Source organism: Endozoicomonas sp. ALB091, from assembly GCF_049310265.1.
Taxonomy (GTDB): Bacteria; Pseudomonadota; Gammaproteobacteria; order Pseudomonadales; family Endozoicomonadaceae; genus Endozoicomonas.
Genome location: NZ_JBLYNQ010000003.1, coordinates 778,129 through 803,830, shown reverse-complemented (window position 1 = coordinate 803,830; position 25,702 = coordinate 778,129). Strand labels below are relative to the sequence as shown.

Here is a 25,702-nt window from a genome sequence, read left to right as displayed (position 1 = left end):
CGGGCGCTTAGGGCTCATTAGTATCTATCGAGATTCTTATGAACATAGTGTCATTCTTTACGTATTTATCCAGGTTCTGTGTGGATAATTCCAGTATACAAGGGCAGCCAGAAGCGATGTTGCGCTCCTTTTTAGGCCTTTGAAAAGATGAAGAATAGGGGGCGGGGCGAAAAGCATCATGCCTGTCTTCGCCGTGCGTCAGATCAAGAATATTAAAATGGACTTTGTGTCGGAACGGCCAATGCAGGGTTTCATCGTAGTCACCTTTCATCACCACTAAAAATAAGCTGATATGCGTTCCTTTTCCCAAGCCGTCACCATTCAGGTAGAGCTTTGCACACAATTTATAGCCATAAGTGTTTGTAAAGAATACAGGGGAGAATAGGATATTCGTTTTACCACTTATAGCATCATTTCGTTTGGCAGTGAATTGATCAATTTTCCAAAGCAGGGTGCCGTTTGTGGTTACCGGATTTCCTTGTACGGCTTTGGCTTTGAGAAGTTGATCTATCAAATGAAATGCATTGGCCAGTTGGTTTTCAAGATCTTTAACAGTATGGCAACATTCTGTGTTGCGTTTTTCAAGGTCAGTGATGCGTTGCTCGAGTTCGGATGTCAGCGAGGGACTGGGGTGCAGTCTTGGATTTTGAGGAGAGAAGTAAAAGGCCCGGGTAAGCGTTTGCAGTTGTTGGTTCAGTGAATCAATTTTTTTATCCAGTGACTCTATTTTTACATCAATCAGGGATTCTTGCTCTTTGAGCATTAATTGCCTCATCTGTTCTACCTGTTTTATCAGCTTTTCCACGCGTATATCAAGCGCTGAGTGGCTTTCGGTAGCCTCCGAACTCGCGTGTTGGAGCATGGTTATCCTGTCTTCCAAAGTAAAGTTTCTACATACGGCAATGTGCTTAAGGAGATCCCTATAAAGCCCGTGCCATTGACAATCAGTATTTTCATTGGTGGTGTTTGAAGGGCATTGATATAGATGTGTGGATTCGATTTCACGGGAGTGAAATTTGTCCGGATAGGTCTCGGAGTTATCGATAGGGCAACGGTATACCTCTACATTATCCGGGGTGCCTGGTTGTTTGGTGCGTGGGTTTGGTTGCTCGTGCTTCAGGCAATGACGACACAGCAAGTGAATAACTTCATCAGAGCTGCAATGGTAAAGTTCTCCAGGCAGGTGATTCATTTTATTGCAATATACTACTTTTTTCGTGAATAGTTCAGGCATTTCGGTCATAACCTGAACGCCACGGTAATAAAAACTGGTTATGTTTTTTGATGGGAGTGTATACAGACTACTTGCTATTGATGTGTTAGTAGAGGTTGCCCGGCTGTGGGGCGTGTTAAGTGATAACTGACCTGCGTGCATTTGATTATCCACTCATTACTGGTTTCAATAACCATTCGATTATGAAACTGCATGAAAGTTCCGACCAATAATGCTTTGTCATGCAAAGCCCTCTCAGGTGGAAAGCAACCCGGCACTGTAGAGAGTGGTATTTTCATTGTGTAGCCAATTGAGCACTTGTTTTACCGACTCATAGTGATGCCCATAATCTCTATAAGTCAGTTGGCGTAGGTGATTGTACGTAAAACCATCATCGCTTATTGATTAACATCAAAACTTCTCTATTATTTGCACCACTTCCACGGACTGGCCCAAACGGTCATCCACGGATCAGCAGAATGAATCATTATCGCTGACCGGGAAGTGCGGTTTGAAAATGGGTTGTTTGGATTGAATGAAAAACAACCGGTTGACAAATCAAACTGGCGCGGTAAGATGCGCATCCGCTGACAGGGCTTGAGAGCAACGTCAGTGAGTTGGAAAGCTTCCTTCTTCTTCTGAAAAATGATCGCTTGACAACGAAAGTTGCCACGGTAAGATGTGCAGCCTTGCTGATCGGCGCTGACTGCTGAATCAGCGATTAAATCGCCACAGTTTAATCAGTTCTTTAACAAGATATCAGACAATTCGTGTGGGCGCTTGTGCGATTGCATCGGTTACAAAAGGCTATCACCTTTTGTTAATAGTTAAATGCGACGCTTAAGCGAACATACTCGTTAATTTGCAGTAAGTTCTATTGAGCATATAAATTTTTCGCATGAAAAATTTAAACTGAAGAGTTTGATCATGGCTCAGATTGAACGCTGGCGGCAGGCCTAACACATGCAAGTCGAGCGGTAGCGGGAAGAGCTTGCTCTTTGCCGACGAGCGGCGGACGGGTGCGTAACACGTAGGAATCTGCCTGGTAGTGGGGGATAGCCCGGAGAAATCCGGATTAATACCGCATACGCACTAGCTCTTCAAGAGCGGTGGAAAGGAGGGGACCCGTTTCTTTTATAAGAAGCGAGCCTTTCGCTATCAGATGAGCCTGCGTCGGATTAGCTTGTTGGTGGGGTAAAGGCCTACCAAGGCGACGATCCGTAGCTGGTCTGAGAGGATGATCAGCCACACTGGGACTGAGACACGGCCCAGACTCCTACGGGAGGCAGCAGTGGGGAATATTGCACAATGGGCGAAAGCCTGATGCAGCCATGCCGCGTGTGTGAAGAAGGCCCTAGGGTTGTAAAGCACTTTCAGTGGGGAGGAAAGGTTGAAGGTTAATACCCTTCAGCTGTGACGTTACCCACAGAAGAAGCACCGGCTAACTCCGTGCCAGCAGCCGCGGTAATACGGAGGGTGCGAGCGTTAATCGGAATTACTGGGCGTAAAGCGTGCGTAGGCGGCCACCTAAGTTGGATGTGAAAGCCCCGGGCTCAACCTGGGAACTGCATCCAAAACTGGGTGGCTGGAGTACGGGAGAGGAGTGTGGAATTTCCTGTGTAGCGGTGAAATGCGTAGATATAGGAAGGAACACCAGTGGCGAAGGCGACACTCTGGCCTGATACTGACGCTGAGGTACGAAAGCGTGGGGAGCAAACAGGATTAGATACCCTGGTAGTCCACGCCGTAAACGATGTCTACTAGTTGTCGGTTGTCTTGTACGACGGGTAACGCAGCTAACGCGATAAGTAGACCGCCTGGGGAGTACGGCCGCAAGGTTAAAACTCAAATGAATTGACGGGGGCCCGCACAAGCGGTGGAGCATGTGGTTTAATTCGAAGCAACGCGAAGAACCTTACCTGGCCTTGACATCCTGCGAATCTCTTGGAGACAAGAGAGTGCCTTCGGGAACGCAGAGACAGGTGCTGCATGGCTGTCGTCAGCTCGTGTCGTGAGATGTTGGGTTAAGTCCCGCAACGAGCGCAACCCTTGTCCTCAGTTACCAGCACGTGATGGTGGGCACTCTGGGGAGACTGCCGGTGACAAACCGGAGGAAGGTGGGGACGACGTCAAGTCATCATGGCCCTTACGGCCAGGGCTACACACGTGCTACAATGGTGCATACAGACGGTTGCCAAGCCGCGAGGTGGAGCTAATCTGAGAAAGTGCATCGTAGTCCGGATTGGAGTCTGCAACTCGACTCCATGAAGTCGGAATCGCTAGTAATCGTGAATCAGAATGTCACGGTGAATACGTTCCCGGGCCTTGTACACACCGCCCGTCACACCATGGGAGTGGGTTGCTCCAGAAGTAGTTAGTCTAACCCTCGGGAGGACGATTACCACGGAGTGATTCATGACTGGGGTGAAGTCGTAACAAGGTAGCCCTAGGGGAACCTGGGGCTGGATCACCTCCTTAAACGAAAACCGACGTCCATAAGCGTTCACACGAATTGTTTGATAATCAGTTGTCAGTTGGCAGTAGCCAGTGGGCAGTTGATTTTTCTTTGTTCTTTAACAATGTGGAATCCAAATTAAGCTGAATTGATTTAAAAGAGGCTCTTAATATAAGAAGCGTCTTTTAAAGAAAATTCTTGCTGAGACACTCTCAAGTTAATTACCGAAAGGTAATAGCTAATGTGTATGGCGATGAATTTCGAAAGAAATTCATTTGATCGTTAAAGGTAGTTATTGCCTATAACCAGATAGTTTGCACAATCAGCTGCCAACTGGCGACTGACAACTGCCAACTAAACGATCGAAGATCGTTTCGGGTTATATGGTCAAGTGACTAAGCGTACACGGTGGATGCCTTGGCAGTCAGAGGCGATGAAGGACGTGGTAATCTGCGATAAGTCTTGGGGAGCTGATAAACAAGCTGTGATCCAGGAATTTCCGAATGGGGAAACCCAACGGCATAAGCCGTTATTCCTTACCTGAATACATAGGGTCTGGAAGGCGAACCCGGGGAACTGAAACATCTAAGTACCCGGAGGAAAAGAAATCAATTGAGATTCCCCCAGTAGCGGCGAGCGAACGGGGACCAGCCCTTAAGCAATTTTTGGTTTAGTGGAAGACTCTGGAAAGTGTCGCCATAGTGGGTGATAGCCCCGTACACGAAAGGCCAATCATTGTGAAATCGAGTAGAACGGGACACGTGAAATCCTGTTTGAACATGGGGGGACCATCCTCCAAGGCTAAATACTCCTGACTGACCGATAGTGAACCAGTACCGTGAGGGAAAGGCGAAAAGAACCCCGTTGAGGGGAGTGAAATAGAACCTGAATCCGTGTACGTACAAGCAGTGGGAGTCGGTGGTCAGTTGTCAGTTGTCAGTTGCCGGTAGGCAAGCGACAACCGGCGACTGATTACCCGGTCGTCAACGTCGGAAATACTGGCAGATTTGCACAAGAGTAAAATACCACTCGGAGCAAAACTGACCACCGACAACTGACAACTGACCACCGATGACTGCGTACCTTTTGTATAATGGGTCAGCGACTTACTTTCAGTGGCAAGGTTAACCGTTTAGGGGAGCCGTAGAGAAATCGAGTCTTAATAGGGCGTCGAGTCGCTGGGAGTAGACCCGAAACCGGGCGATCTATCCATGGGCAGGTTGAAGGTTGAGTAACATCAACTGGAGGACCGAACCGACTATCGTTGAAAAGCTAGCGGATGACCTGTGGATAGGAGTGAAAGGCTAATCAAGCCCGGAGATAGCTGGTTCTCCTCGAAAGCTATTTAGGTAGCGCCTCGTGTCTCACCATCGGGGGTAGAGCACTGTTTGGGCTAGGGGGTCATCCCGACTTACCAACCCCATGCAAACTCCGAATACCGATGAGTGCAATCACGGGAGACACACGGCGGGTGCTAACGTCCGTCGTGGAAAGGGAAACAACCCAGACCGTCAGCTAAGGTCCCAAAGTAACAGTTAAGTGGGAAACGATGTGAGAAGGCCCAGACAGCCAGGAGGTTGGCTTAGAAGCAGCCACCCTTTAAAGAAAGCGTAATAGCTCACTGGTCGAGTCGGCTCGCGCGGAAGATTTAACGGGGCTCAAACTGTTCACCGAAGCTACGGAATTCAGTGGTCAGTTGTCTGTTGTCAGTAATCAGTTGATGAGGCAATGCATGTAGGGTTTCGAAGAGCTTGAGGTATTCCAGGCGGCGTATCGACTTTCGTTGAAAGTACATGCGATGAGTCTTGAATTTCCAAAGCACAAACAAATGCGTGGACTGGCAGATCAAATGCGCAGGGCCAGTAAAGGCATCTGTGCCAAAGTTGCAAGAATGTTGGTGAATTTGCACAAGAGTTTCCAATAACTCGGAGCAAAACCGATCACCGACAACAGACAACTGATCACTGGATTGGTAGAGGAGCGTTCTGTAAGCCGTTGAAGGTGCATCGGGAGGTGTGCTGGAGGTATCAGAAGTGCGAATGCTGACATGAGTAACGACAAGGGGAGTGAGAAGCTCCCCCGCCGGAAGACCAAGGGTTCCTGCGCAACGCTAATCGGCGCAGGGTGAGTCGGCCCCTAAGGTGAGGTCGAAAGACGTAATCGATGGGAAACAGGTCAATATTCCTGTACCCCTTCTGACTGCGATGGAGTGACGGAGAAGGCTAGGTCAGCGCAGCGTTGGTTGTCTGCGTTTAAGATAGTAGGCAAGGGATCCAGGCAAATCCGGATCGCTCTCTTAATTGAGAATGCCGAGAATTGATGACGAGGTTCTACGGAACTGAAGTGATTGATGCCATGCTTCCAGGAAAAACTTCTAAGCTTCAGGTCAGAAGGGACCGTACCCCAAACCGACACAGGTGGTCAGGTAGAGAATACCAAGGCGCTTGAGAGAACTCGGGTGAAGGAACTAGGCAAAATGGCACCGTAACTTCGGGAGAAGGTGCGCCGCTGCTGGTGATCGGATTTGCTCCGTAAGCTGGCGGTGGTCGAAGATACCAGGTGGCTGCGACTGTTTATTAAAAACACAGCACTGTGCAAACACGAAAGTGGACGTATACGGTGTGACGCCTGCCCGGTGCCGGAAGGTTAATTGATGGGGTTATCTTCGGAGAAGCTCTTGATCGAAGCCCCGGTAAACGGCGGCCGTAACTATAACGGTCCTAAGGTAGCGAAATTCCTTGTCGGGTAAGTTCCGACCTGCACGAATGGCGTAACGATGGCCACGCTGTCTCCACCCGAGACTCAGTGAAATTGAAATCGCTGTTAAGATGCAGCGTATCCGCGGCTAGACGGAAAGACCCCGTGAACCTTTACTACAGCTTCACAGTGGATCTTGATGTTGCTTGTGTAGGATAGGTGGGAGGCTTTGAAGCGGTGACGCCAGTCATCGTGGAGCCATCCTTGAAATACCACCCTGGCAATATTGAGGTTCTAACCCGGGTCCCGAAACGGGATCGGGGACATTGTGTGGTGGGTAGTTTGACTGGGGCGGTCTCCTCCCAAAGAGTAACGGAGGAGCACGAAGGTGTGCTAAGTACGGTCGGACATCGTACGGTTAGTGTAAAGGCACAAGCACGCTTGACTGCGAGAGGTACATCTCGAGCAGGTACGAAAGTAGGTCTTAGTGATCCGGTGGTTCTGCATGGAAGGGCCATCGCTCAACGGATAAAAGGTACTCCGGGGATAACAGGCTGATACCGCCCAAGAGTTCACATCGACGGCGGTGTTTGGCACCTCGATGTCGGCTCATCACATCCTGGGGCTGAAGCCGGTCCCAAGGGTATGGCTGTTCGCCATTTAAAGTGGTACGCGAGCTGGGTTTAGAACGTCGTGAGACAGTTCGGTCCCTATCTGCCGTGGACGTTGGAAGTTTGAGAAGAGCTGCTCCTAGTACGAGAGGACCGGAGTGGACGGACCACTGGTGTTCGGGTTGTGTCGCCAGACGCATTGCCCGGTAGCTATGTTCGGACGGGATAACCGCTGAAAGCATCTAAGCGGGAAGCCCCCTTCAAGATGAGACTTCCCTTGCCCCCTGAGGGCACTAAAGAGCCGTTAAAGACTATGACGTTGATAGGTTGGGTGTGTAAGTGCTGTGAGGCATTGAGCTAACCAATACTAATGACTCGTGCGGCTTGACCATATAACGCCAAAGCGATTTGCGAATCAGTTGACAGTGGTCAGTTGTCAGTTGGAGCCATACGCATAGAGTGTGAAGCAAGAAAACAGCTTAATTAAAGGATTCCATCTAGAGACTGGTTTCTAGTCTCTAGTATCTAATTAGCCTGGCGACCATAGAAGGTTAGAACCACCTGATCCCATCCCGAACTCAGCAGTGAAATGACCGATCGCCGATGGTAGTGTGGGGTTTCCCCATGTGAGAGTAGGTCATCGCCAGGCACCCAACAGAAAAGCCCGGTTGAGTAATCAACGGGGCTTCTTTTCTATATGCTTAAAATCCTCTTTTTGTTAACGCTGTTTTTGATTGCCTCTCGATAACTGTGCCCGGGTAATGCAGTCTTGTGTAAGATGTTCTTGCGCCAAACTTTGTGGTCTTAGTTCCAGTCGTCATCAGTATCAGCATTAGCATTAGCATCACCATCAGGATTCATTTTTTTTTTAAATTCCTCTATGATTGTGTTAAAGGAATCTGGTGCCTTGGCCTCGCTTTTTTTAGAGTTTGCAGCGGAGCGATCGCTTTTTTTGGCTTCAGGCACTTTTCTTAATTTTTGTAAGTTTTGTTCATTGCGAATTTCGTTTAAAAGTGCAACTCTTCCAGAATCTTGACCTTTAACTCCACTACTGGCTTGCGTGGTTTGACTTCCGGCTGATGGTGCTGGCTGTCGCGGAGGAGGAGGTGGTTTATGTCCACCATCTGTTTGGTCTTTAGCTCCACCACTTTTTATGCTTTTGCCAGAAGGTAGTGGTGGTGGCGGTGGTGGTAATGGTTTACTACCATCAGTTTGCCCTTTAGCACCACCGAATTTTGTGGTCTTGCCAGAAGGTACTGGCGGCGGCGGTGGTGGTGTCGGTACTGATTTACTACCATCGGTTTGGCCTTTAGCTCCACCACTTGTTTTGTTTTCAGAAGATGGTGGTTTTGGTGCTGGCCAGGTTGGGCGATTTGATGTTGGTAGTTTTGGTAGTTTTGGTAGTTTTGGGCGTTTTGGTGGTGTTTGTTCTTCGGGTCGTGGGGGTACTATTGGTGGTAGTTTATTTCCATTGGGTTGTATTTCAGCGTCACTGTTCTCTGTAGTGTTGCTGTTACTGGGTATCGGTGGTAATACTTTTTTGGCTTGTAAGGTCTGTGGCTTTTCAGTAGCTGATTCTTGATGCAGGCCTGAGGTAATGTTTGCGTCAATACTGTCTTGAGGTACTTCAGCATCACTTACTGCTGGAGCTTTGTTACTTGAGTCAGCAGAACTGCTACTCAAAGAGTGATTATTGCTTTCATCCATTTCAGCGTCGGGCTTGGCATCAACACCGATGTGGTCAGTTTTATTGGTTACTGGCTTTGCATGCAACATTCTCAGTTGTTTTGCTGTGTCAAGCTGTTGCGAAGTAACAGTGCCTTGCACTATTTTGGCTTGTCGACGATACCTCTTGGCATTTTTTGTCTCATCCTTCGTGTCTTTTTGATATGCATTTCTGGCCAGCTCACAGGCGGTATGCGCAACAACCAATTGATCATAGGCTTCTTTCTGATCAGAGTTTTCTATTACTGATCCTTGAACATGATTTTTGAGTGTTTTTATTTCCTTTTCAGGCAACCAGCCCTGTTCCTCAGACACAAGTTCTTTAAAGTGACTATCAATGCAAGCATGATTGAAGGATTGTAAAGCCAAATTAGAATTGGTATTTGTTGGATCCAGGCTTTGTAGGCTTTCCCATGGTTTGGTTAATTCTACTCCTCTATAAGCAGTCAGGAATGCTTCAGGATGTGTGATGGCTTCTGGTGTCAGATTCTGTTGGTCTTTAAAATATATTTCGACACTGGAATCAAATTGTTTCAGTCTGGAATTCAATGTTTCATACAGGCTTTTATATTCTTTTTGTAGACTTTTAAATTCATTAAATTTATTAACTTCTCTTTCTTCAATTTTTTGGATTGTAGCTTTTGTTGGTTTTCTTTTGCCTTCTAATAAATTTTCATTAACTGCCGTTGCTTTCGCCTCATTTTTTATGATTTGAGAGGCAGTTGTTAGTTTTTGATTAAGTCTTGTAATTATTTTGGGTATTATTTCACGTTGTTCTTCTAAATCTTTTATTTGTATATCTGTGCTTTTTTTGACTTTATTAACATACTTGTTATATTTTGTATCAGCTTCTTCCAAGAATGGATATATTATTGAATTTCTTACTTCTATAATTTGATCTGATAAATATTTATTCTCTTTCAGATTATTTCTTGTTTTGCACCAAGTCGCTACTTTTTCAACATCTTCGGAAAACATGTCGATCATAGTATCTCTTAGTGCTTTTCTATGCTCTTTGCATAAGTCATAACCAATCGTTTTGGCAGCCTTGTACAGACCTTTTACCACTTCACACTTTTGCTTGGTCAATTCAAGGGTTGGAGTATCTTCTTTACAAGGATCAATGCTTCTGAGGTGATTTGGCATTTTCTCAACAAGTATTGCCATTTGAGCATTAATTTTTTTAATTAGAGGGTCTGTTATTTTGGGTGGCAGGCGATGGTGATCGCCGAGTCTCTTTACTTCCTCGTATAATTGAAGGAGCTTTTCTCCCGAGTTGCAGGATTTGATTTCGTAAGAGAGATATCTCTTAACATCTGATTGAACAAGCTTCTGGAATTTTTTCTGGCTGATAAATTCGCAGTCATTTGGAATTTCGTTAGGAAGCATCAAAATACTATCAATATGATCCGATGTATTTTGAACTTCTTGTGTTAAAAGTTTGACCCGTCTGCTGGTCATGGATTCTTGGAACTTATGCATTTTTTGACTGCGAGCATATTTTTCTGGATTAATTCGCTCTATTTTAAGGTAATTCTCAATCTTTCGTCCCCACTTGGAAACCAGCTTCCCATGACTATCCAATATTTTACTGTCCTTGCCTGATTCAATTCCAACGTACCTTGCTGGTTTTTGGTCAGGTAATTTTATCTGGTTATAGGAGGGGGGTGATATGCGTTGACTGTCCATGTCTGTATCCACAAATTACAAGTTCATTTTTGAATAATAGCGCACCTTAACTGGATCAATATAAGGGCAGCTTTAAATCAAAATAATTTATTATCGAAAGGCTAAGAGTCATATTTTTGGCAGACTTTATTTGATAAATAACTAATTAAATCAGCAGGTATTTCAATTGAATTGAACAAATAAATGTGGGCTAACGTTGAAGATATATATACCAAGAGTTTAGCCATCATGGAAAACCAAATACAAATAACCATAACCTTTCTGATCTATTTTATTGCCATGCTGGGGGTTGGTTATATTGCCTGGCAGAGAACCCAGAACTCCTCTGACTATTTTCTTGGCGGACGCTCACTGGGGCCGTGGTCGGCGGCATTAAGCGCCGGTGCTTCTGATATGAGTGGGTGGCTATTATTGGGCCTGCCAGGGTATGCGTTTGCGGCTGGTTTTGAGGCGATCTGGCTGGGGCTGGGGCTATTGGGAGGAACCTGGTTGAACTGGCTTCTGGTGGCCCGTCGTTTAAGAATATACAGTGCGGTTGCGAATGACTCTTTGACGCTTCCCGAATTTTTTTCCAACCGTTTCTCCGATCTGAAGTATATTCTGCAACCGGTCAGTGCGGGTTTTATCCTGATTTTTTTTCTTTTTTACACCAGTTCAGGATTGGTAGCCGGTGGCAAACTCTTTGAATCTGTTTTTGGCTTCGACTACCAGCTGGCAGTGATTCTTGGCATGTTGAGTGTGGTCTCTTACACCCTGTTTGGTGGTTTCCTGGCGGTCTGCTGGACCGACCTGGTGCAAGGCCTGCTGATGTCGGCAGCACTGCTGATCGTTCCGGTGACCGTGCTGGAAGTCACCGGAGGTGCCGGGCAGGTGATGGCCGACATTAACCAACTGAACCCCCATCTGACCAGCATGTTCACTGATGTTCGGGGGGAAGCGCTTTCTGTGATTACGGTTTTGTCATTATTGAGCTGGGGGCTGGGGTACTTTGGCCAGCCACACATTATGGCGCGTTTTAAAGCGGTGCAGTCCAGTCATCAGCTAACCTTGGCACGGCGTATTGCGGTTTCATGGACTGGAATCTGTATGCTGGGTGCTTTGCTGGTTGGTTTAACCGGAATCATATATACCCAGCGGCAGGGATTGGTATTAGACGACCCGGAAGCTATTTTTATGCTGATGGTGAATACCCTCTTTCACCCGGTCATAGCCGGTATTCTCCTGGCCGCGATTCTGGCCGCTATTATGAGTACCGCAGATTCTCAGTTGCTGGTTTGTTCTACTGCGGTAGCAGAGGATTTTTATCGCAATATGCTGCGTCCCAATGCTACTCAGGCTGAGATGCTGTTGGTTGGCCGTATTGCCGTTGTCGCTATTGCGGTGCTGGCCACGGTGCTGGCACTCAACCCGGACAGTTCGGTGCTGGAGATGGTGTCTTATGCCTGGGCAGGGTTCGGTGCCGCCTTTGGTCCTGCGCTGCTGTTTTCCCTTTACTGGAAGCGGATGAATGGGTTGGGAGCCCTTGCCGGTATTGTTGTGGGAGGCGTAACTGTGGTGGTATGGCGTTCGCTCAGTGGGGGAATTTTTGAAGTTTACGAGATTATTCCCGGTTTTATCGCGGCGTCAGTGGCAATAGTGGTGTTTAGCCTGTTGGGAAAAGCACCTTCTGATGCGGAGTCCGAAACCTTTCAGGAGGTGCAGGCGCTTGTGAAATCACCATCCCCTGACAATAGACAAGCTGGTTGTTGATTAATTATGGCGCGGATAACGCCAGAAGTTAGGGCTGAAAGGCAGTGTCAGGGTGGTATCCACACCGGCAAGAGAAGCTTCCGGATGATATTTGCTCAGATGGTAGCGCACCCGCTGCTCCTGTTGTCTGGAAACATCCACCATAATCAGATGTTTGCCTTTTACCAGATCATCGTGGAATCGGGCCGTTTTGTAATTCTCGCGGGTGATCCCTGCCAATCCACCACTCCAGGCACCAAACATGGTAAAGACACCAGCGACCACCAGAAGGGCGGGTAGCGGGATCTCTATCCCGATTGGGTTCCACCACTCAATCACTGTGGCCGCCAGCAGGCCGACAACACCGCCAATGAGGGCTCCCAGTTCTCCGGAGTGAATGACATCGTTTTCCTGCAGCATATTGGCACTGTGAACCTGCTTGTGATACAGGCCAGCTTCGTTTCGGCTTAAAACATGGAGATGCCAGTTGGTGATGCCATCCCGGTGCAGGTCTTCAGTAATTTTGGTGACGCTGTCCAGAGAGCCGGTCAGGTAGTAAAGACGTTTCATGGTAAACTCCTGCTTTACTGCGCGCAGAATCTAAGAATAGAGTATAGATTATCCGGGAGGCTGCCTGAGAAGAGATCACCTCGCTGCTATTCTTGCCGGGGTGTTATTCCAGGCCTGCCAGAGGCCCACGTTGTTTTAGGTGAGTTGACGATGAAGCAAATAAAAGTTGCAGTCAGAAAGAAAGGATCCCGAAGCGCTCAGGAATTCAGTGAAGCAGATAATGAGCTGAAGCAGACTCTGGAGCGACTGGCAAAAAAGGGACTGAACCCTATGCAGATGTGCCAGAAGCTGATTGAACACGAGGTGAAGCATCCCGGCGGCGGGGACTGGACCTACGACCGGGTCGTTGAAGAGTGTGAGCGGTTGAAAGTGTGATGCCCCGGCAGCGGGTTGGCGAGGTTGCCTGAGCGCAACCTTACCATTTGCCGTTATTTTTTTGTGTCCTTCAGCAGGTTCTGGAAGCGGCGCAGCTTCTCTTCCTGAGTCAGCTGAGGGACTGTTTCCGACGGCTCCTGAATAAGCGGGCTGTAATCCAGCGTTGAAGCGTCCGCTGCTGTTTCCTGAGGTGTTGCGCGTTCCTGAAGCCAGGCATCCATCACATCAAGGGCCTCCAGCAACCCCTGATGTTCATCCGATACAGTCAGGTCCTCAGCATCCGCCAACTGATTTATTTTTTTTACCAGGTTACTGCGAATCTGGAGAATTCGTTCCTCCGAGATCTGCTCCCTGTTCTGTTCCAGCCATTGTCTGGCTGACTCTCCATTGGTGGCCATGGTGAATAGTTACCCGTGCTGATGAAACTGATCAAGGGTTCAGTTCTGCTGAAAGGCATGAATTTCAGCGTTGAAAAAAATGCAATGATAGAAAGTTACGTTGAAAAATTCATCTACTATTACCAACAGTCGGTTATACCCTTAGGGATGCTATGGCTTTTCTCGGTAAATACGATCCAGATACCGGTGGCCAATCTACGTACAATTTCGTTATCTTACGATGTCTTTTTTTAACGATCTTATTGGCAGGATGTCTTGACCAGTGTAATTCAGACTCAGTTGGCATTGATGGTGCAACAGTTGGAAAAGCTGTTATCTCAACCTGTGCCTGAAAAGCGGCTGGTCAGAATTGAGCTCCCTTTCCCGGCCATTCACCTACAGGGCTTTCTGGCGGCACAGGATGGCTGTGAAAAAGCATTCTGGAGAGACCGGGAAGGCGATCATGCTATCGCGGCGCTCGGTTACAGCTGGTCAGAAACATTATCCTGCCGACAGGACCTGGCTTGTGCATTTGCCAGTGCTCACAAAATCCTGAGCCATTTGCCGGCGCATAGGAGCAGTCACTGCCTCTGCTACCTCTCTTTTGCGGATGATGAAGCGTCAATCTGGCCTGCTTTTGGTTATGGCAGGGTCATCCTGCCACTGCTGGAACTGGTTCAGACTCGCAAGGGAACGGTGTTGGGTGTGAACCTCAGGTCTGACAATACTTTGGAATACCATGGCAGTATTCGCAAGGCTCTGGAGATTATCGCAGCACTCAACTACTGCCAGCAGTTACCCGAGGCTGACTTTACGTTTCAGCTCGCAGGTTATCAGCCTGATGCCAATGTCTGGAACCAACTGGTGGACAAGGCCCGGCAGGCGTTTGCATCGGGTGTGCTGGATAAGGTGGTGCTATCCCGGGAAACGTGTCTGAAACTTGAGGGGCATCTCTCCCCATTCTCATTGCTTTACGCATGGCAGCAGGCGAATCCGCATTCCTATCAGTTCCTGTTTCAGGGGCAGGGGCAAACGTTTTTTGGCTGCTCTCCGGAGCGACTGGTGAAGCGACTGGAAAATATTATTTCTACCGAGGCCCTGGCAGGTACCATTGTCCGCGGTCAGAACCTGCTTGAAGATGCTCAGCTGGAAAGCCTGCTGATGAGCGATGGTAAAAATATCCATGAAAACCGTCTGGTTCTGGATGATATCTGCCATAGGCTGCAACCCTTCTGCCAGTCCCTGGAAGCGGATCGCAGCCACTCGATTGTTAAATTGCGCCATATTCAACATTTGCGTTACCAGATTCGTGGTGTACTGAACCACGACGTGAGTGATCAACAGTTACTGGACGTACTTCATCCGACCCCCGCAGTGGGGGGCGCTCCAAGAGGGGATGCATTCTCCTTTATTGCCGCCAACGAACCCTATGCTCGTGGCTTGTATGCCGGTGTGTGTGGGATTGTTGGTGTTCAAAAGAGTGATTTCAGTGTGGCAATTCGCAGCGCCCGTCTGGCTGATAATGCCCTGATGCTTTACTCCGGTGCGGGTATTGTGAAGGACTCGGTGGCCGAAGAAGAGTGGTCCGAGCTGGGCAATAAAATTGCCACGGTACTGGATATTCTTGATCGTCATCAGACCGGTGATATCGCTGTATTGTCGGGTCAGGCAGGGCAACGTGTAGACAGTGACCATGATTATGCAGCACTCTCTTCACGTACCTGCTGACAACCCTGAAAAGTTCAGAAGCGATGAAAGTAGTGCAATACTTTCATTTATTCTGGTTGATCGGATACGATATTAAATTAATTATCAATCCCCAATTTCATGATCTGATCAATTAATTCTTGTGTTAAACAACCTGACGCAATTAATCCTGTAATAATTTTGTTTAGTGGTATTCCTTTGGCACGACAAGCTTCAAAACTAAGTCCCAGCAGATTGTCATCATCCAGAACGACTTCAGGGAATTCCAACTGTAAGCTGAGGATATCAGCATTTGATCGGAAGGCATTCTTGATTTTTTCTTGAGGACAGCTGACTGCTAATAATAGATGTTCGATTTGTTCAATAATAAGTTCACTCTTGTTATCTTCCCTGGCAGCATAATAAGCTTGTTCAACGCTATCATCTCTCTCGTACAGAGCGAATTGCCAGGATTCCCACTCTTCTTTAATAAATGTTGTTGGGTTGTTGCTGGAAGTTTCAGAAGATTCGCCAAGTTCAGGGTTGGTTTCGTACAACCCTACCTGACACTGATAGTTGGTGTTTAACACAGAGATAAACTGACTCATAAGTTTTTTGTCGTTGTCAGCCAGGTTTCCGTGGGCCACAGATAATCTGGAGAACTCTGTTGCAAGCTGTGAGGCTGCCTGATTCTGGAGTGCATTAAAGGGATCCTGGTGACTCGTTGGCCTGGTGGCGGATGCACTGCGTGAAGCTGATTTCCCAGTATCAGGGATACCTTCGTTGTATATTCTATTGATAAGATTTTCCTGCACAAGTCCTCTTTTGATCGCAGTCTCAATAAAGGGCTTTGCTTCTACAAGACGGGTTTCAAGTATTGCTCTAAATTGAAAAGGGGTGTCATCTTTTAATACAATTGCAATGAGATGATCATTGAAATATTGTGGATCAATGGCTCGTAAAAAATCTGTCAAAAGTTCAGTTCTATGATCAAAAGGTATATTTTTAACGATATCTTCAATAGCATCATATTGTTGGCTATCAACTAAATTGTTTTGCCATTCATTCCAGTCCCAGCGCTTTGGATCAGTAGGATTTGCCAGATGATAAAGTCCGGGAGTTAACGTGAAGCGTGTTGACGATAACTCGTTCAACCGACTAATGGTTCTGGCAAATAATGATTTTCTGATATCGCTGATATTAACGGCATTAGTTTGCCGTTGTTCATTGATTTCTGTAGATTTTTTAATAAAATTTTCGGCCAGTTTATTGATGTCATCAGTTTCCTTCAGTGAATTGCCCATTGATTCTTGATAAGTTGATGGCCTACCGGTAGCAGAAAAAGTTGTGTCCACAATAATACACCTCAAAAAATGTTTGACAGAACCTGCCTGTAGAGAATATAAGCAGCCGTTAAAGTAATGGTTTGATAAATAACCCTGTGGAATTAGAGTCTCATATTGAGGAAAAGTTCATAACCATATCAACAGCCCATGACTACCGGGCTGGAATCATCTTCGGCAGTTCAGGCCTTTTCTGATGAAAGGTCTGGAAATTCCCACCATCACTGGCTGCTCATGCGGTGAGTTAGTTCATGACAGTTAAAACCAACGACGCAAATATCAACGGCATCTGGTCTGCAGTGCTGATCGAAGAACTGTGGCGACTGGGTATCCGGCATTGTTGTATTGCCCCGGGATCCCGCTCAGCACCATTGACCTTTGCCGTAGCAGATCATCATGGTATGACCCGCCATATTCATTTCGATGAACGAGGGCTTGGTTTCTTCGCCCTGGGTCTGGCCAGGGCCACGGGAGAACCGGTGGCTTTGATCACTACTTCAGGCACTGCGGTTGCTAATCTCTACCCGGCGATTATCGAAGCTCACCAGTCGGGTATACCGCTGGTGGTTCTGACGGCTGATCGTCCTCCCGAGTTGATTGACTGCGGTGCAAATCAGGCCATTGATCAGCTGAATATCTTTGGTAACTACACCGGTGCGACGCTGAACTTGCCAACGCCGGACAGGTCCATCTCCCTCCGTTGGCTGCTGGGCAGTATTGATCAGGCGTATGCCCGCTCATCAGCGCTGGGGCTGCCTTTGCATATCAACTGCATGTTTCGGGAGCCGCTCTACCCCCATCAGGTGGAAGCAACGGTTCCTATTGAAAATGACGTCTATCTTGCCAGTATCCAACCATGGATAGCCTCATTAACGCCTTACACTGAGTACTTTGTACCAGAGTTAACCCGGCTGCCTGATAGTGGTCGCTGGCAGCATTTTGCCGACGGTAAAGGCCTGATTGTTGCGGGGCGGGTGATGCCTGAGACTGACGTTAATATCATTGTGCAGTTATCAGAACGCCTGGGCTGGCCATTAATTACCGATGTTCAATCACAGCTGCACGGTCACCGGAAAACCATCAGGCACGCTGACCTGTTACTGGCCAGTTCTGCCAGCGAAAGTCTGTTCAATAAGGTCGACCGTGTGCTACAGATTGGCGGTTACCTGACGTCGAAACGATTGGATCAGTTTATTGCCCGGCACCATTGGCAGGAATACTGGATGCTTGACCCTGCTCCCAGAAGAGTCGATACAGGGCAGCGGCAGAGTGTGCGTCTGGTGGGTGATATTGATTCAGTTTGTCGTCAACTGTTGCTCAACAGCGAAGCGATACAGGCTGACAGGGAATGGAGCACACCATTTACAGCCCAGGCAGAAAAGCTTGGTGAATTGCTGAAAAGTCAACGACCAGAGCAGCTTAATGAGCAATGGCTCGGTGCTTCTCTGGGGGAACTGTTACCACCCGGAAGCCACTTATTTCTGGGGAACAGTCTGCCCATTCGCATGGTGGATATCTTCTCAGCACACCATTTGCCCGGGGTTTATGCCAGCCGTGGCGTCAGTGGCATTGATGGGCTGATTGCTACTGCGGCAGGATGTGCTGCCGGACACCAGGGGCCAATGGTGTTATTGATCGGGGACATCTCTTTCCTCCATGACCTTAACTCCCTGCAATTGGCTGCACGGAGCAAAACGCCGATGGTTATTGTGCTGATCAATAACGACGGTGGTGGTATTTTCTATGTGACCACCAAAGGGTGTAGCAACGAGGTTGCCCATGTGACTAATGATTATTTTGTCACACCCCACGGTCTTACAGCAGAGCATGCGGCTGAGATGTTCAGAATTGGTTACTCGGCACCGCAATCCATTGATGACTTTAACGCGCAGTTTCATAGAGCCTGCAGTCAGGCTGGTTGCTCCATTATTGAAGTCTTTACTGAATCCGGCCTTGGGGCAAAAAGTATTGAACAGGCCGTCGCTATGGCGAAAACACTGTGAACCTGTCTTACTACTGCGCTGGTGATGTTCATGCGCCAGTCCTGGTGTTACTGCATGGGTTTCTGGGCAGTGCAAACGACTGGGGCTCCCTGCTGGCAGCGCTGAAAGACGACTATTGCCTGATTGCTGTTGACCTGCCGGGCCACGGCTCAAGTCTGTGGCTGGAGGAAGATAAACAGGGCGCTGACTACTTCTGCTATCGCCTGGAACAGACGGTTCAAACCATTGAACAGGTGGAAGGCATCAGCCTGAAACGATTCAACCTGCTGGGCTATTCACTGGGAGGACGTCTGGCCATGGCGTATACCACTGCTTTCCCCCAGCGAGTGGCGCAGCTGTTACTGGAAGGAGCGCATCCCGGGCTGGTCAGTGAGCAGGAAAGAAGCGAGCGTTATCGGTCAGATCTGCAATGGGCCAGACGCTTTACTGAAGAATCAGTGGCTGATGTGCTTTTGGACTGGTATAAACAGCCGGTTTTTTCTGACCTGGATGATAGCCAGATTGGCTCGTTGATTGCTGAGCGATCAAAAGGCAGTGGTTCGGTTCTGGCTAATGCCTTGATGGCATTCAGTCTATCGAAGCAGCCAGACTATCGCCAGGCACTTTCCCGGCTCAAGGCTGATTGTCAGCTCAGCGCCGGTTCACCACTGTCCGTTCATTATTTTTATGGTGAAAATGATCACAAGTTCGGGCAGCTTGGACAGCATTTGCTGACAGAGAATGTGATACACAGTGTCCACCCGGTGACCGGGTGTGGACACAATGTTCATCGGGAGCAACCAGAGGCTATGGCCCGGTTGCTCAGAGAGCTCTTCTGAAGAGCTATAAGGAGTTGGATATGAGCAAGCAGCTGGATTCAGGTGTGATCTGGGAAAACCTCAGCGGTGATTATGAGGACATCCTCTATCACCGGGCAGAGGGTATGGCCAAAATTACCATTAACCGCCCGGAAAAGCGCAACGCCTTTCGCCCACAAACCATTGTAGAAATCCAGAAAGCCCTGGAGTCGGCACGTTTTGATGAGTCGGTGGGTGTGGTGATTCTGACCGGTGCCGGAGATCTGGCTTTCTGTTCCGGTGGTGACCAGAGCGTTCGCGGCGATTCGGGCTACAAGGATGATAAAGGAACTCATCATCTGAATGTTCTCGACCTGCAACGTCAGATCAGAACCTGTCCAAAGCCGGTGATTGCCATGGTGGCCGGTTATGCCATCGGTGGTGGTCATGTCCTGCACCTGGTTTGTGATCTGACGATTGCGGCGGATAATGCCCGTTTTGGTCAGACCGGCCCGAAAGTGGGGTCATTTGATGGTGGTTTTGGTGCCAGCTATCTGGCACGTATCGTTGGTCAGAAAAAAGCCCGGGAAATCTGGTTCCTCTGTCGTCAGTACGATGCCAGACAGGCTGAAGATATGGGGCTGGTCAATACCGTTGTGCCTCTGGCAGAGCTGGAGCGGACAACCGTAGAATGGTGTCGTGAGATTTTGCAGCACTCTCCTCTGGCGCTTCGCTGCCTGAAATCTGCCATGAATGCCGACTGCGATGGTCAGACCGGTCTTCAGGAACTGGCGGGTAATGCGACTCTGCTGTTCTATATGAGCGCAGAGGCACAGGAAGGACGGGATGCTTTCCTGGAAAAACGTCAGCCGGATTTCAGTCCCTTTGGTCGTAATTCCTGAAGCATGAAAGACTGTAAGGCCGATATCCTGAGGTATCGGCTGCCTTTAAAGCAGCCGTTATGGCTGAAGCACGCCTGCCTGAATAAGCGCGAAGGGCTGATTTTGCGTTTGCGTATCGGTGACCGGTGGGGTTATGGCGACATAGCGCCACTGCCCGGGTTTAGCCGTGAGAGTCTTGCAGACGCGGAAGAACAACTTCAGGCTTTCTGTCGGGCCGTTAATGGTGGCAGGCCGTTATCTATCAACAGTGCTTTTCTCACTGATGTTCTGCATTTGCAGCCAGTACCGTCAGTGCTGTTTGGTATTGAATCGGCTCTGTGGTGGTTGCAACAGGACCATTGGTTTGACCCGCCAGCAACCGGACCACTTTTGCTGGGTAGCACCGAGGATATCCTCCGCCGACTTGCGCTGTGGCAGGGAAACTGGCCGACAGAATTCAAGTTGAAGATAGGCCGAGACTCAATAGAAGACGACTGTGTCAGAATTAAACAGGTTCTGCAGGCTCTGCCAACGTCCGTCAGCATCAAGCTGGATGCCAATCAGCAATGGACATTGGATCAAGCCCTCAGGGTCACAGCCTCTATTGATGTCGAGCGAATTACTTATGTTGAAGAGCCGACCGCGCATGTGGCCGAATTCTCACAACTCTACCAGCAGACCGGGCTTCGCTTTGCCCTGGATGAAACGGTCCAACACCCGGAATACCTCCTACACCCCATGCAGGGTCTGGCGGCCATTGTGATCAAACCGACGCTGGTGGGTGGTTTGGCCCGTTGCCGACAGCTGGTGACAACCGGCAGAAGCGTTGGTGTCAGGACTGTTTTCAGCTCTTCTTATGAGTCGTCTATTGGATTGCACATACTGGAGCAGCTCAGCGCTCAGTGGACACCGGAAGAACGACCGGGTCTGGACACCTTATCGGCTTTTACCGACAGCCTGACCTCAGCAAGGATTACTGCCGGTCAGCCGGTTGCCATTAACCCCGCTTTTTTTCAGTAATACAGAGCTGAACAGAAGCATAGCAGAACGCCGTTGATGAAAACGATCTTCCCCGAATTGCAACACTGTCCCTTGCGTTATCGAGCCATTCATCAGTCCTCCTGTACAGCGATTCAGCTGGAGGAGGGCGGAGTCACGTTTCGGCAGCTGGATGCGTGGGTGGATGAGTGTTGTCGTATATATCGGGATAAGGGCATGAGAGTGGGCCGCCGTCTTCTGTTTGTCACCCATAAACCATTGGACACTGTGGTGGTTGCCCTGGCCTGCCTTCGTTCCCAATGGGTTTTCTGCCCGGTAAACCCGGCGTTTCCGGAAGCGCAAATGTCGGGATATCGTGATCGTATTGGAGCTGCGCTGTTGGCAGACAGTGCGGGTATCGATTTTCATCAACGGATTGCTCATACACGGCCACGGCCGGAGAGCAGACTTCAGCCCATTAAGATCGATGCTGAAGCCGTTAACGACCTGATCGCCACCTCTGGAACGACGGGCATCCCAAAGGCGGTAGCGCACAGTTATAAAAATCATTATTTTAGTGCCCTGGGCTCCATGCATACCTTGCCATTAACCTATGGTGATACCTGGCTGTTATCCTTGCCGCTGTTTCATGTGGGCGGATTGGCCATTGTTATGCGTTGCCTGCTGGCTGGTATCACAATGGTGCTGTTTGAGCGTCGGTTGTCGTTGGATGACATGCTGATCAGACAGCGGTTGACCCATCTTTCCCTGGTGAATACCCAATTGTTCAGGCTGCTGCAGTCCGGGTTATCACTCTATGATTTGGGCGTACGTTATATTCTGCTGGGTGGCGGCGTTGCTTCCCCGAGGCTGGTGGAGGCGGTAAAAGCACAGGGGGTCACTGTTCTGACCACCTATGGTCTGACCGAGATGGCCTCTCAGGTGTGTACCGGAGAGCCTCTGTTTACCAGTGGTCGTGTTACTTCCGGAGCGGTATTGCCATGGCGTGAGGTCCGTTTAACAGAGGACGGCGAGATTCAGGTGCGTGGTGACACTCTGGCCAAAGGCTATTTTCAGCAGGGCGAGGTGACGCCATTTCCGGGTACCCGTGGCTGGTTTAATACCGGTGACAAAGGACGTTGGCACGGTGACCAGTTACAGGTCTGTGGTCGTATGGATAATATGTTGATCTCAGGGGGAGAGAATATTCATCCTGAAGAGATTGAGCAGGCTTTGCTGACCTTCCCGGAGATTGTCCAGGCGGTGGTCGTTGCCATGACGGATCCTGAATATGGCCAGCGCCCTGTGGCTTATGTTCAGACGGTGGACGGTACCCTGAATGAACCATTTACAAAAGAGAGGCTGGCAGGCAAGATAGCTAAATTCAAAGTGCCGGTACATATTCGTTTATTTCCTGAGCAGGTAGCGGAATCAGGGATCAAGATTAATCGCCGCTTTTTTCAGGCACTTTTGGAATAATACGACGATACAGGCAGATTTCTGCCAACAATGTACTAGACTAGGTTCAACAAACTTAGCCAAACCAAATTGCAGGGCGCAATTGGTTTGAATTTAGCAGTCAGACGTTGAAGTTAGAATAATATGAAAAATAACCCCATTAGCTACAACGCTTCCAGCGCCCGGACCTCTTTTGATGAGGCGCTGTCCCATAATTCCCCAGTCAGGGCTTTTCTGGCTGTAAAACTTCCTCTTGAACTTGCTGCAACGCTGCATAAGAAAGCCATTCATCGAGCCGGTGAAGGTCATGTTCATGACTTGCGCTGGGTAGCTCCCCAGCAGCAGCACATTACCCTTAAATTCCTGGGCAATAGCTCCCCCCAACAGTTACAGCAGTTAATCAGCAATCTTGAAAATGATCTGGCGGACTACCATACCTTTGACAGTATGACCGGTTGTTTTCGTTTCTTTCCAAATGGGCGAAACCCCCGGGTGCTGGCTCTGGAGATGCATTCAGGACAGGAGTTAAAACGGCTAGCTGATATCTGTGAGCAGGCAGCAGTGCAGTCAGGCTTCAGTGCTGAAACCCGGAATTTTCGCCCCCACGTAACCCTGGGGCGGTTTAAACGACCAAGGTATGTCACCCATAGTCAGTATTTTAACCTTCCCAGCTTCCGGGTGACGGTGGGTGAGGTGGTATTACTGGAAAGTGAGAACACTGCAATGGGAACGCGATATAAATCTCTCCATGCTTTTCCGTTGTTGCCTCTTGCTATTAGTGCATGAAAACACTGATGAGTAGATGGTTGCCTGGTACATGGCTTCAATGAGTTTGACGTATACAATCTCCGTTCACCCTGAGCGCCCTTCGGCTCCGCTCAGGATGCACGGACGAAGGGTGCTTGGCACGATCTCAGAGTCCTGAGTTTCCGCCCTTCGACAAGCTCAGGACGAACGGAGTTCGGAGGCATGACAACCCGCCAAACTCATTGAAACCATGTGCTAAGTGTTGATACTTGTTTTTCTGGCTATTTCTTGATAAGTATCAAGTCGGTTTTTTGTTCAGCGTGCTATGCTGCGCAAAAACTACTGGATAATTCTCTATGGAATTGGTGTGTCCTGCCGGTAACCTTCCTTCCCTGAAAGCCGCTGTCGATAATGGTGCTGATGCCGTATACATCGGCTTTCGTGATGAAACCAATGCCCGACATTTTGCCGGTCTGAACTTTTCTGATCAGCGGGCCATGAAGGCACTGGACTACGTTGATAAAAATCCCCGTGGAAAAAAGGTGCGGCTTTTTGTTGCGGTAAACACCTATGCTCAGGCGACCAACTGGCACCGCTGGAAAAAAGCAGTGGATATGTGTGCCGACTTCGGTGTCGATGCCCTGATTGCTGCCGATATCAGCGTGCTGGACTATGCCTGCAAGCGATACCCCGATCTTAATCTTCATCTTTCCGTTCAGGCTTCTGCCACTAACCAGGCCAGCCTGTCTTTTTATCATGATCATTTTGGTATCAAACGCGCAGTACTGCCCAGGGTGCTGTCGTTAAAACAGGTTGAGCGACTGGCTCAGAAAAGCCCGGTGGAGCTGGAAGTATTTGCCTTTGGCAGTCTTTGTATTATGGCCGAAGGGCGCTGCATTCTCTCTTCTTATGTGACAGGGGAATCGCCCAATACCGCCGGTGCCTGTTCTCCGGCATCCGCTGTGCGCTGGCAGACAACGGCCAATGGGATGGAAACCCGACTGGGAGGTTTGTTGATCGACCGTTTTGATCACCACGAGCAGGCCGGTTATCCAACCCTCTGCAAGGGGCGCTTTACGGTGAATGATCAGGTCAGTCATGCCATTGAAGAGCCTACCAGCCTCAATACCCTGGATCTGATCCCTCAGCTGTATCAGTCTGGCATCAGTGCGGTGAAAATTGAGGGCCGCCAGCGAAGCCCGGCCTATGTTGCCGAAGTGGTGAGAATCTGGCGGGAAGCGCTGGACCATTACCAGGTCAATCCAGATCGTTTTACCACCAATGAACGCTGGATGGCTGGCCTTTCCCGTTTGTCTGAAGGTAGCCAGACTACACTGGGTGCCTATAATCGCCCCTGGCAGTGATGTTAGCTGCTTGACACTCTCTTTTGATTTAAACCACAAAGACACGAGCCATAAAGGTTTACATGCTTTGCTTTCTTTGTGGCTGGCAGATCGCGTTTTCGGGTAACGCCCGGCGCAGACAGGGAATAAACTATGCAAATCACCCTTGGCCCATTACTGTTCTTCTGGCCTAAACAAGACGTTATGGCGTTTTACGAGAAAGTAGCCGAGTCCGCCTTTGAACGAGTCTACCTGGGAGAAGTCGTATGCTCGAAAAGACGTGAGCTGAAGTTGGATGACTGGTTAGCCATTGCCAGGTTATTGCAGTCTAAAGGCAAAGAAGTCGTTCTATCGACACTGACGCTGATTGAAGCTGAGTCTGAACTGGCTCAGGTGAGCAAGGTCTGTGAGAACGGAGACTTTACTGTAGAAGCCAACGATATGGCCGCTGTCCACTATCTATCAAAAGCGGGCGTCCCTTTTATTACCGGTCCTTCGGTGAATCTGTACAGTGCTGAAGCATTGCAGGTTCTGCATGGTACCGGTTTAAAACGCTGGGTTTTGCCGGTTGAACTCTCTTTTGAGCACCTTAAGTTGATTATGGGGCGTTTGCCAGAGCTGGGCATTCATGATCTGGAAACCGAGGTATTCAGCTATGGCTACCTGCCACTGGCCTACTCGGCCCGCTGTTTTACCGCCCGAACCCATGAGCTGAGCAAAGACAGCTGCGAGTTCAGCTGTATTAAGTCATCAGCAGGTATTCCCCTGGCGACCCGGGAAGGTGATGCGCTGTTTACCATCAACGGTATTCAGACACTGTCTGGCAGTTGTCATAATATTCTGGATCAGTGGCAGGTGATGGCCAGTGCCGGAGTGAAGGCCATGCGTCTTTCCGGGCATTCGGAAGATATTCTGAAAGTGGCTGATGAACTGGCGCAGGCAATGGCGTTGGGGAGAAAGGTCATGACTTCGGACATTCAACAATGTAATGGCTATTGGTCAGGAAAGCCCGGCATAACCCATTGAGTAACAGGGAGCAATGATAGA

The 25,702-nt window shown here is 48.9% G+C and carries 16 protein-coding genes and 3 rRNA genes; 14 read left to right on the top strand and 5 right to left on the bottom strand.

Features of this window, described 5'->3' with window-relative positions; all coding sequences use genetic code 11:
- Window positions 1-7 precede the first annotated feature (7 nt).
- Window positions 8-1,243, bottom strand: coding sequence for a hypothetical protein (locus ACO6UX_RS06425; protein WP_422445924.1), 1,236 nt, complete (start codon window positions 1,241-1,243; stop codon window positions 8-10).
- Window positions 1,244-2,122: 879 nt separating this feature from the next.
- On the opposite strand from ACO6UX_RS06425, the gene ACO6UX_RS06420 reads away from it, so the two are divergent.
- The 3 genes from ACO6UX_RS06420 (at window position 2,123) to rrf (ending at window position 7,625) form a co-directional block, all read left to right on the top strand.
- A 16S ribosomal RNA gene (locus tag ACO6UX_RS06420) occupies window positions 2,123-3,691 on the top strand.
- A gap of 362 nt (window positions 3,692-4,053) precedes the next feature.
- Window positions 4,054-7,368: ribosomal RNA gene (locus tag ACO6UX_RS06415) — 23S ribosomal RNA — on the top strand.
- Between the two features lie 141 nt (window positions 7,369-7,509).
- A 5S ribosomal RNA gene (rrf, locus tag ACO6UX_RS06410) occupies window positions 7,510-7,625 on the top strand.
- The 16S, 23S and 5S rRNA genes sit together here, the layout of an rRNA operon.
- A 155-nt stretch (window positions 7,626-7,780) precedes the next feature.
- Here the strand turns inward: rrf and ACO6UX_RS06405 are convergent.
- On the bottom strand, window positions 7,781-10,390 hold the full coding sequence (locus ACO6UX_RS06405) for a hypothetical protein (RefSeq protein ID WP_422445922.1): 2,610 nt from the start codon (window positions 10,388-10,390) through the stop codon (window positions 7,781-7,783).
- A 228-nt stretch (window positions 10,391-10,618) separates the two neighbouring features.
- Between ACO6UX_RS06405 and putP the strand changes: the two genes are divergently transcribed.
- Window positions 10,619-12,139 carry a sodium/proline symporter PutP gene (gene putP, locus ACO6UX_RS06400; RefSeq protein WP_422445920.1) on the top strand — a complete coding sequence of 507 codons (1,521 nt, stop codon included), beginning with the start codon at window positions 10,619-10,621 and terminating at the stop codon, window positions 12,137-12,139.
- Here putP and ACO6UX_RS06395 read toward each other — a convergent pair whose 3' ends face one another.
- Entirely contained in the window at window positions 12,140-12,688 is a 549-nt protein-coding gene (locus tag ACO6UX_RS06395) for a hypothetical protein (protein ID WP_209203948.1), read from the bottom strand. It lies immediately after the preceding gene.
- 150 nt (window positions 12,689-12,838) lie between these two features.
- Between ACO6UX_RS06395 and ACO6UX_RS06390 the strand changes: the two genes are divergently transcribed.
- On the top strand, window positions 12,839-13,063 hold the full coding sequence (locus tag ACO6UX_RS06390) for a hypothetical protein (RefSeq protein ID WP_101749297.1): 225 nt from the start codon (window positions 12,839-12,841) through the stop codon (window positions 13,061-13,063).
- 53 nt (window positions 13,064-13,116) lie between these two features.
- Here the strand turns inward: ACO6UX_RS06390 and ACO6UX_RS06385 are convergent, their stop codons facing one another.
- Window positions 13,117-13,461, bottom strand: coding sequence for a hypothetical protein (locus ACO6UX_RS06385; RefSeq protein ID WP_422445917.1), 345 nt, complete (start codon window positions 13,459-13,461; stop codon window positions 13,117-13,119).
- 255 nt (window positions 13,462-13,716) lie between these two features.
- On the opposite strand from ACO6UX_RS06385, the gene ACO6UX_RS06380 reads away from it, so the two are divergent.
- Window positions 13,717-15,168, top strand: a complete 1,452-nt coding sequence (locus ACO6UX_RS06380; RefSeq protein ID WP_422445915.1) for an isochorismate synthase — start codon at window positions 13,717-13,719, stop codon at window positions 15,166-15,168.
- Window positions 15,169-15,245: 77 nt separating this feature from the next.
- Here the strand turns inward: ACO6UX_RS06380 and ACO6UX_RS06375 are convergent, their stop codons facing one another.
- A complete protein-coding gene (locus ACO6UX_RS06375; protein WP_422445913.1) occupies window positions 15,246-16,481 on the bottom strand; it encodes a hypothetical protein in 1,236 nt (411 codons plus the stop codon).
- A gap of 239 nt (window positions 16,482-16,720) precedes the next feature.
- Between ACO6UX_RS06375 and menD the strand changes: the two genes are divergently transcribed.
- From menD to ACO6UX_RS06335, 8 genes are all read left to right on the top strand, one after another.
- A complete protein-coding gene (gene menD, locus ACO6UX_RS06370; RefSeq protein ID WP_422445911.1) occupies window positions 16,721-18,472 on the top strand; it encodes a 2-succinyl-5-enolpyruvyl-6-hydroxy-3-cyclohexene-1-carboxylic-acid synthase in 1,752 nt (583 codons plus the stop codon).
- Complete coding sequence (gene menH, locus ACO6UX_RS06365; RefSeq protein WP_422445909.1) at window positions 18,469-19,290, top strand: 2-succinyl-6-hydroxy-2,4-cyclohexadiene-1-carboxylate synthase; 822 nt, start codon at window positions 18,469-18,471, stop codon at window positions 19,288-19,290. Before menD ends, menH begins: the two co-directional genes overlap by 4 nt.
- A gap of 20 nt (window positions 19,291-19,310) precedes the next feature.
- On the top strand, window positions 19,311-20,150 hold the full coding sequence (menB, locus tag ACO6UX_RS06360) for a 1,4-dihydroxy-2-naphthoyl-CoA synthase (protein ID WP_422445907.1): 840 nt from the start codon (window positions 19,311-19,313) through the stop codon (window positions 20,148-20,150).
- A gap of 3 nt (window positions 20,151-20,153) precedes the next feature.
- Entirely contained in the window at window positions 20,154-21,149 is a 996-nt protein-coding gene (gene menC / locus ACO6UX_RS06355) for an o-succinylbenzoate synthase (RefSeq protein ID WP_422445905.1), read from the top strand.
- Window positions 21,150-21,185: 36 nt separating this feature from the next.
- Window positions 21,186-22,586: an o-succinylbenzoate--CoA ligase gene (menE, locus tag ACO6UX_RS06350; RefSeq protein ID WP_422445903.1), complete on the top strand. Its 1,401-nt coding sequence runs from the start codon at window positions 21,186-21,188 to the stop codon at window positions 22,584-22,586.
- A gap of 123 nt (window positions 22,587-22,709) precedes the next feature.
- Window positions 22,710-23,351 (top strand): RNA 2',3'-cyclic phosphodiesterase, encoded by a 642-nt coding sequence (gene thpR, locus ACO6UX_RS06345; protein WP_422445901.1) that lies wholly within the window; start codon window positions 22,710-22,712, stop codon window positions 23,349-23,351.
- Between the two features lie 317 nt (window positions 23,352-23,668).
- Window positions 23,669-24,676 (top strand): ubiquinone anaerobic biosynthesis protein UbiU, encoded by a 1,008-nt coding sequence (ubiU, locus tag ACO6UX_RS06340; protein WP_422445899.1) that lies wholly within the window; start codon window positions 23,669-23,671, stop codon window positions 24,674-24,676.
- A 132-nt stretch (window positions 24,677-24,808) separates the two neighbouring features.
- Window positions 24,809-25,681 (top strand): U32 family peptidase, encoded by an 873-nt coding sequence (locus ACO6UX_RS06335; RefSeq protein ID WP_422445897.1) that lies wholly within the window; start codon window positions 24,809-24,811, stop codon window positions 25,679-25,681.
- Window positions 25,682-25,702: the final 21 nt, after the last annotated feature.

Coding starts and splice junctions, on each gene's coding strand:
- ubiU (WP_422445899.1), top strand. CDS start 23,669: ATGGAATTGGTGTGTCCTGCCGGTAACCTTCCTTCCCTGAAAGCCGCT.
- putP (WP_422445920.1), top strand. CDS start 10,619: ATGGAAAACCAAATACAAATAACCATAACCTTTCTGATCTATTTTATT.
- menD (WP_422445911.1), top strand. CDS start 16,721: ATGACAGTTAAAACCAACGACGCAAATATCAACGGCATCTGGTCTGCA.
- ACO6UX_RS06385 (WP_422445917.1), bottom strand. CDS start 13,461: ATGGCCACCAATGGAGAGTCAGCCAGACAATGGCTGGAACAGAACAGG.
- ACO6UX_RS06390 (WP_101749297.1), top strand. CDS start 12,839: ATGAAGCAAATAAAAGTTGCAGTCAGAAAGAAAGGATCCCGAAGCGCT.
- menC (WP_422445905.1), top strand. CDS start 20,154: ATGAAAGACTGTAAGGCCGATATCCTGAGGTATCGGCTGCCTTTAAAG.
- ACO6UX_RS06405 (WP_422445922.1), bottom strand. CDS start 10,390: ATGGACAGTCAACGCATATCACCCCCCTCCTATAACCAGATAAAATTA.
- menB (WP_422445907.1), top strand. CDS start 19,311: ATGAGCAAGCAGCTGGATTCAGGTGTGATCTGGGAAAACCTCAGCGGT.
- thpR (WP_422445901.1), top strand. CDS start 22,710: ATGAAAAATAACCCCATTAGCTACAACGCTTCCAGCGCCCGGACCTCT.
- ACO6UX_RS06425 (WP_422445924.1), bottom strand. CDS start 1,243: ATGACCGAAATGCCTGAACTATTCACGAAAAAAGTAGTATATTGCAAT.
- ACO6UX_RS06335 (WP_422445897.1), top strand. CDS start 24,809: ATGCAAATCACCCTTGGCCCATTACTGTTCTTCTGGCCTAAACAAGAC.
- menE (WP_422445903.1), top strand. CDS start 21,186: ATGAAAACGATCTTCCCCGAATTGCAACACTGTCCCTTGCGTTATCGA.
- ACO6UX_RS06395 (WP_209203948.1), bottom strand. CDS start 12,688: ATGAAACGTCTTTACTACCTGACCGGCTCTCTGGACAGCGTCACCAAA.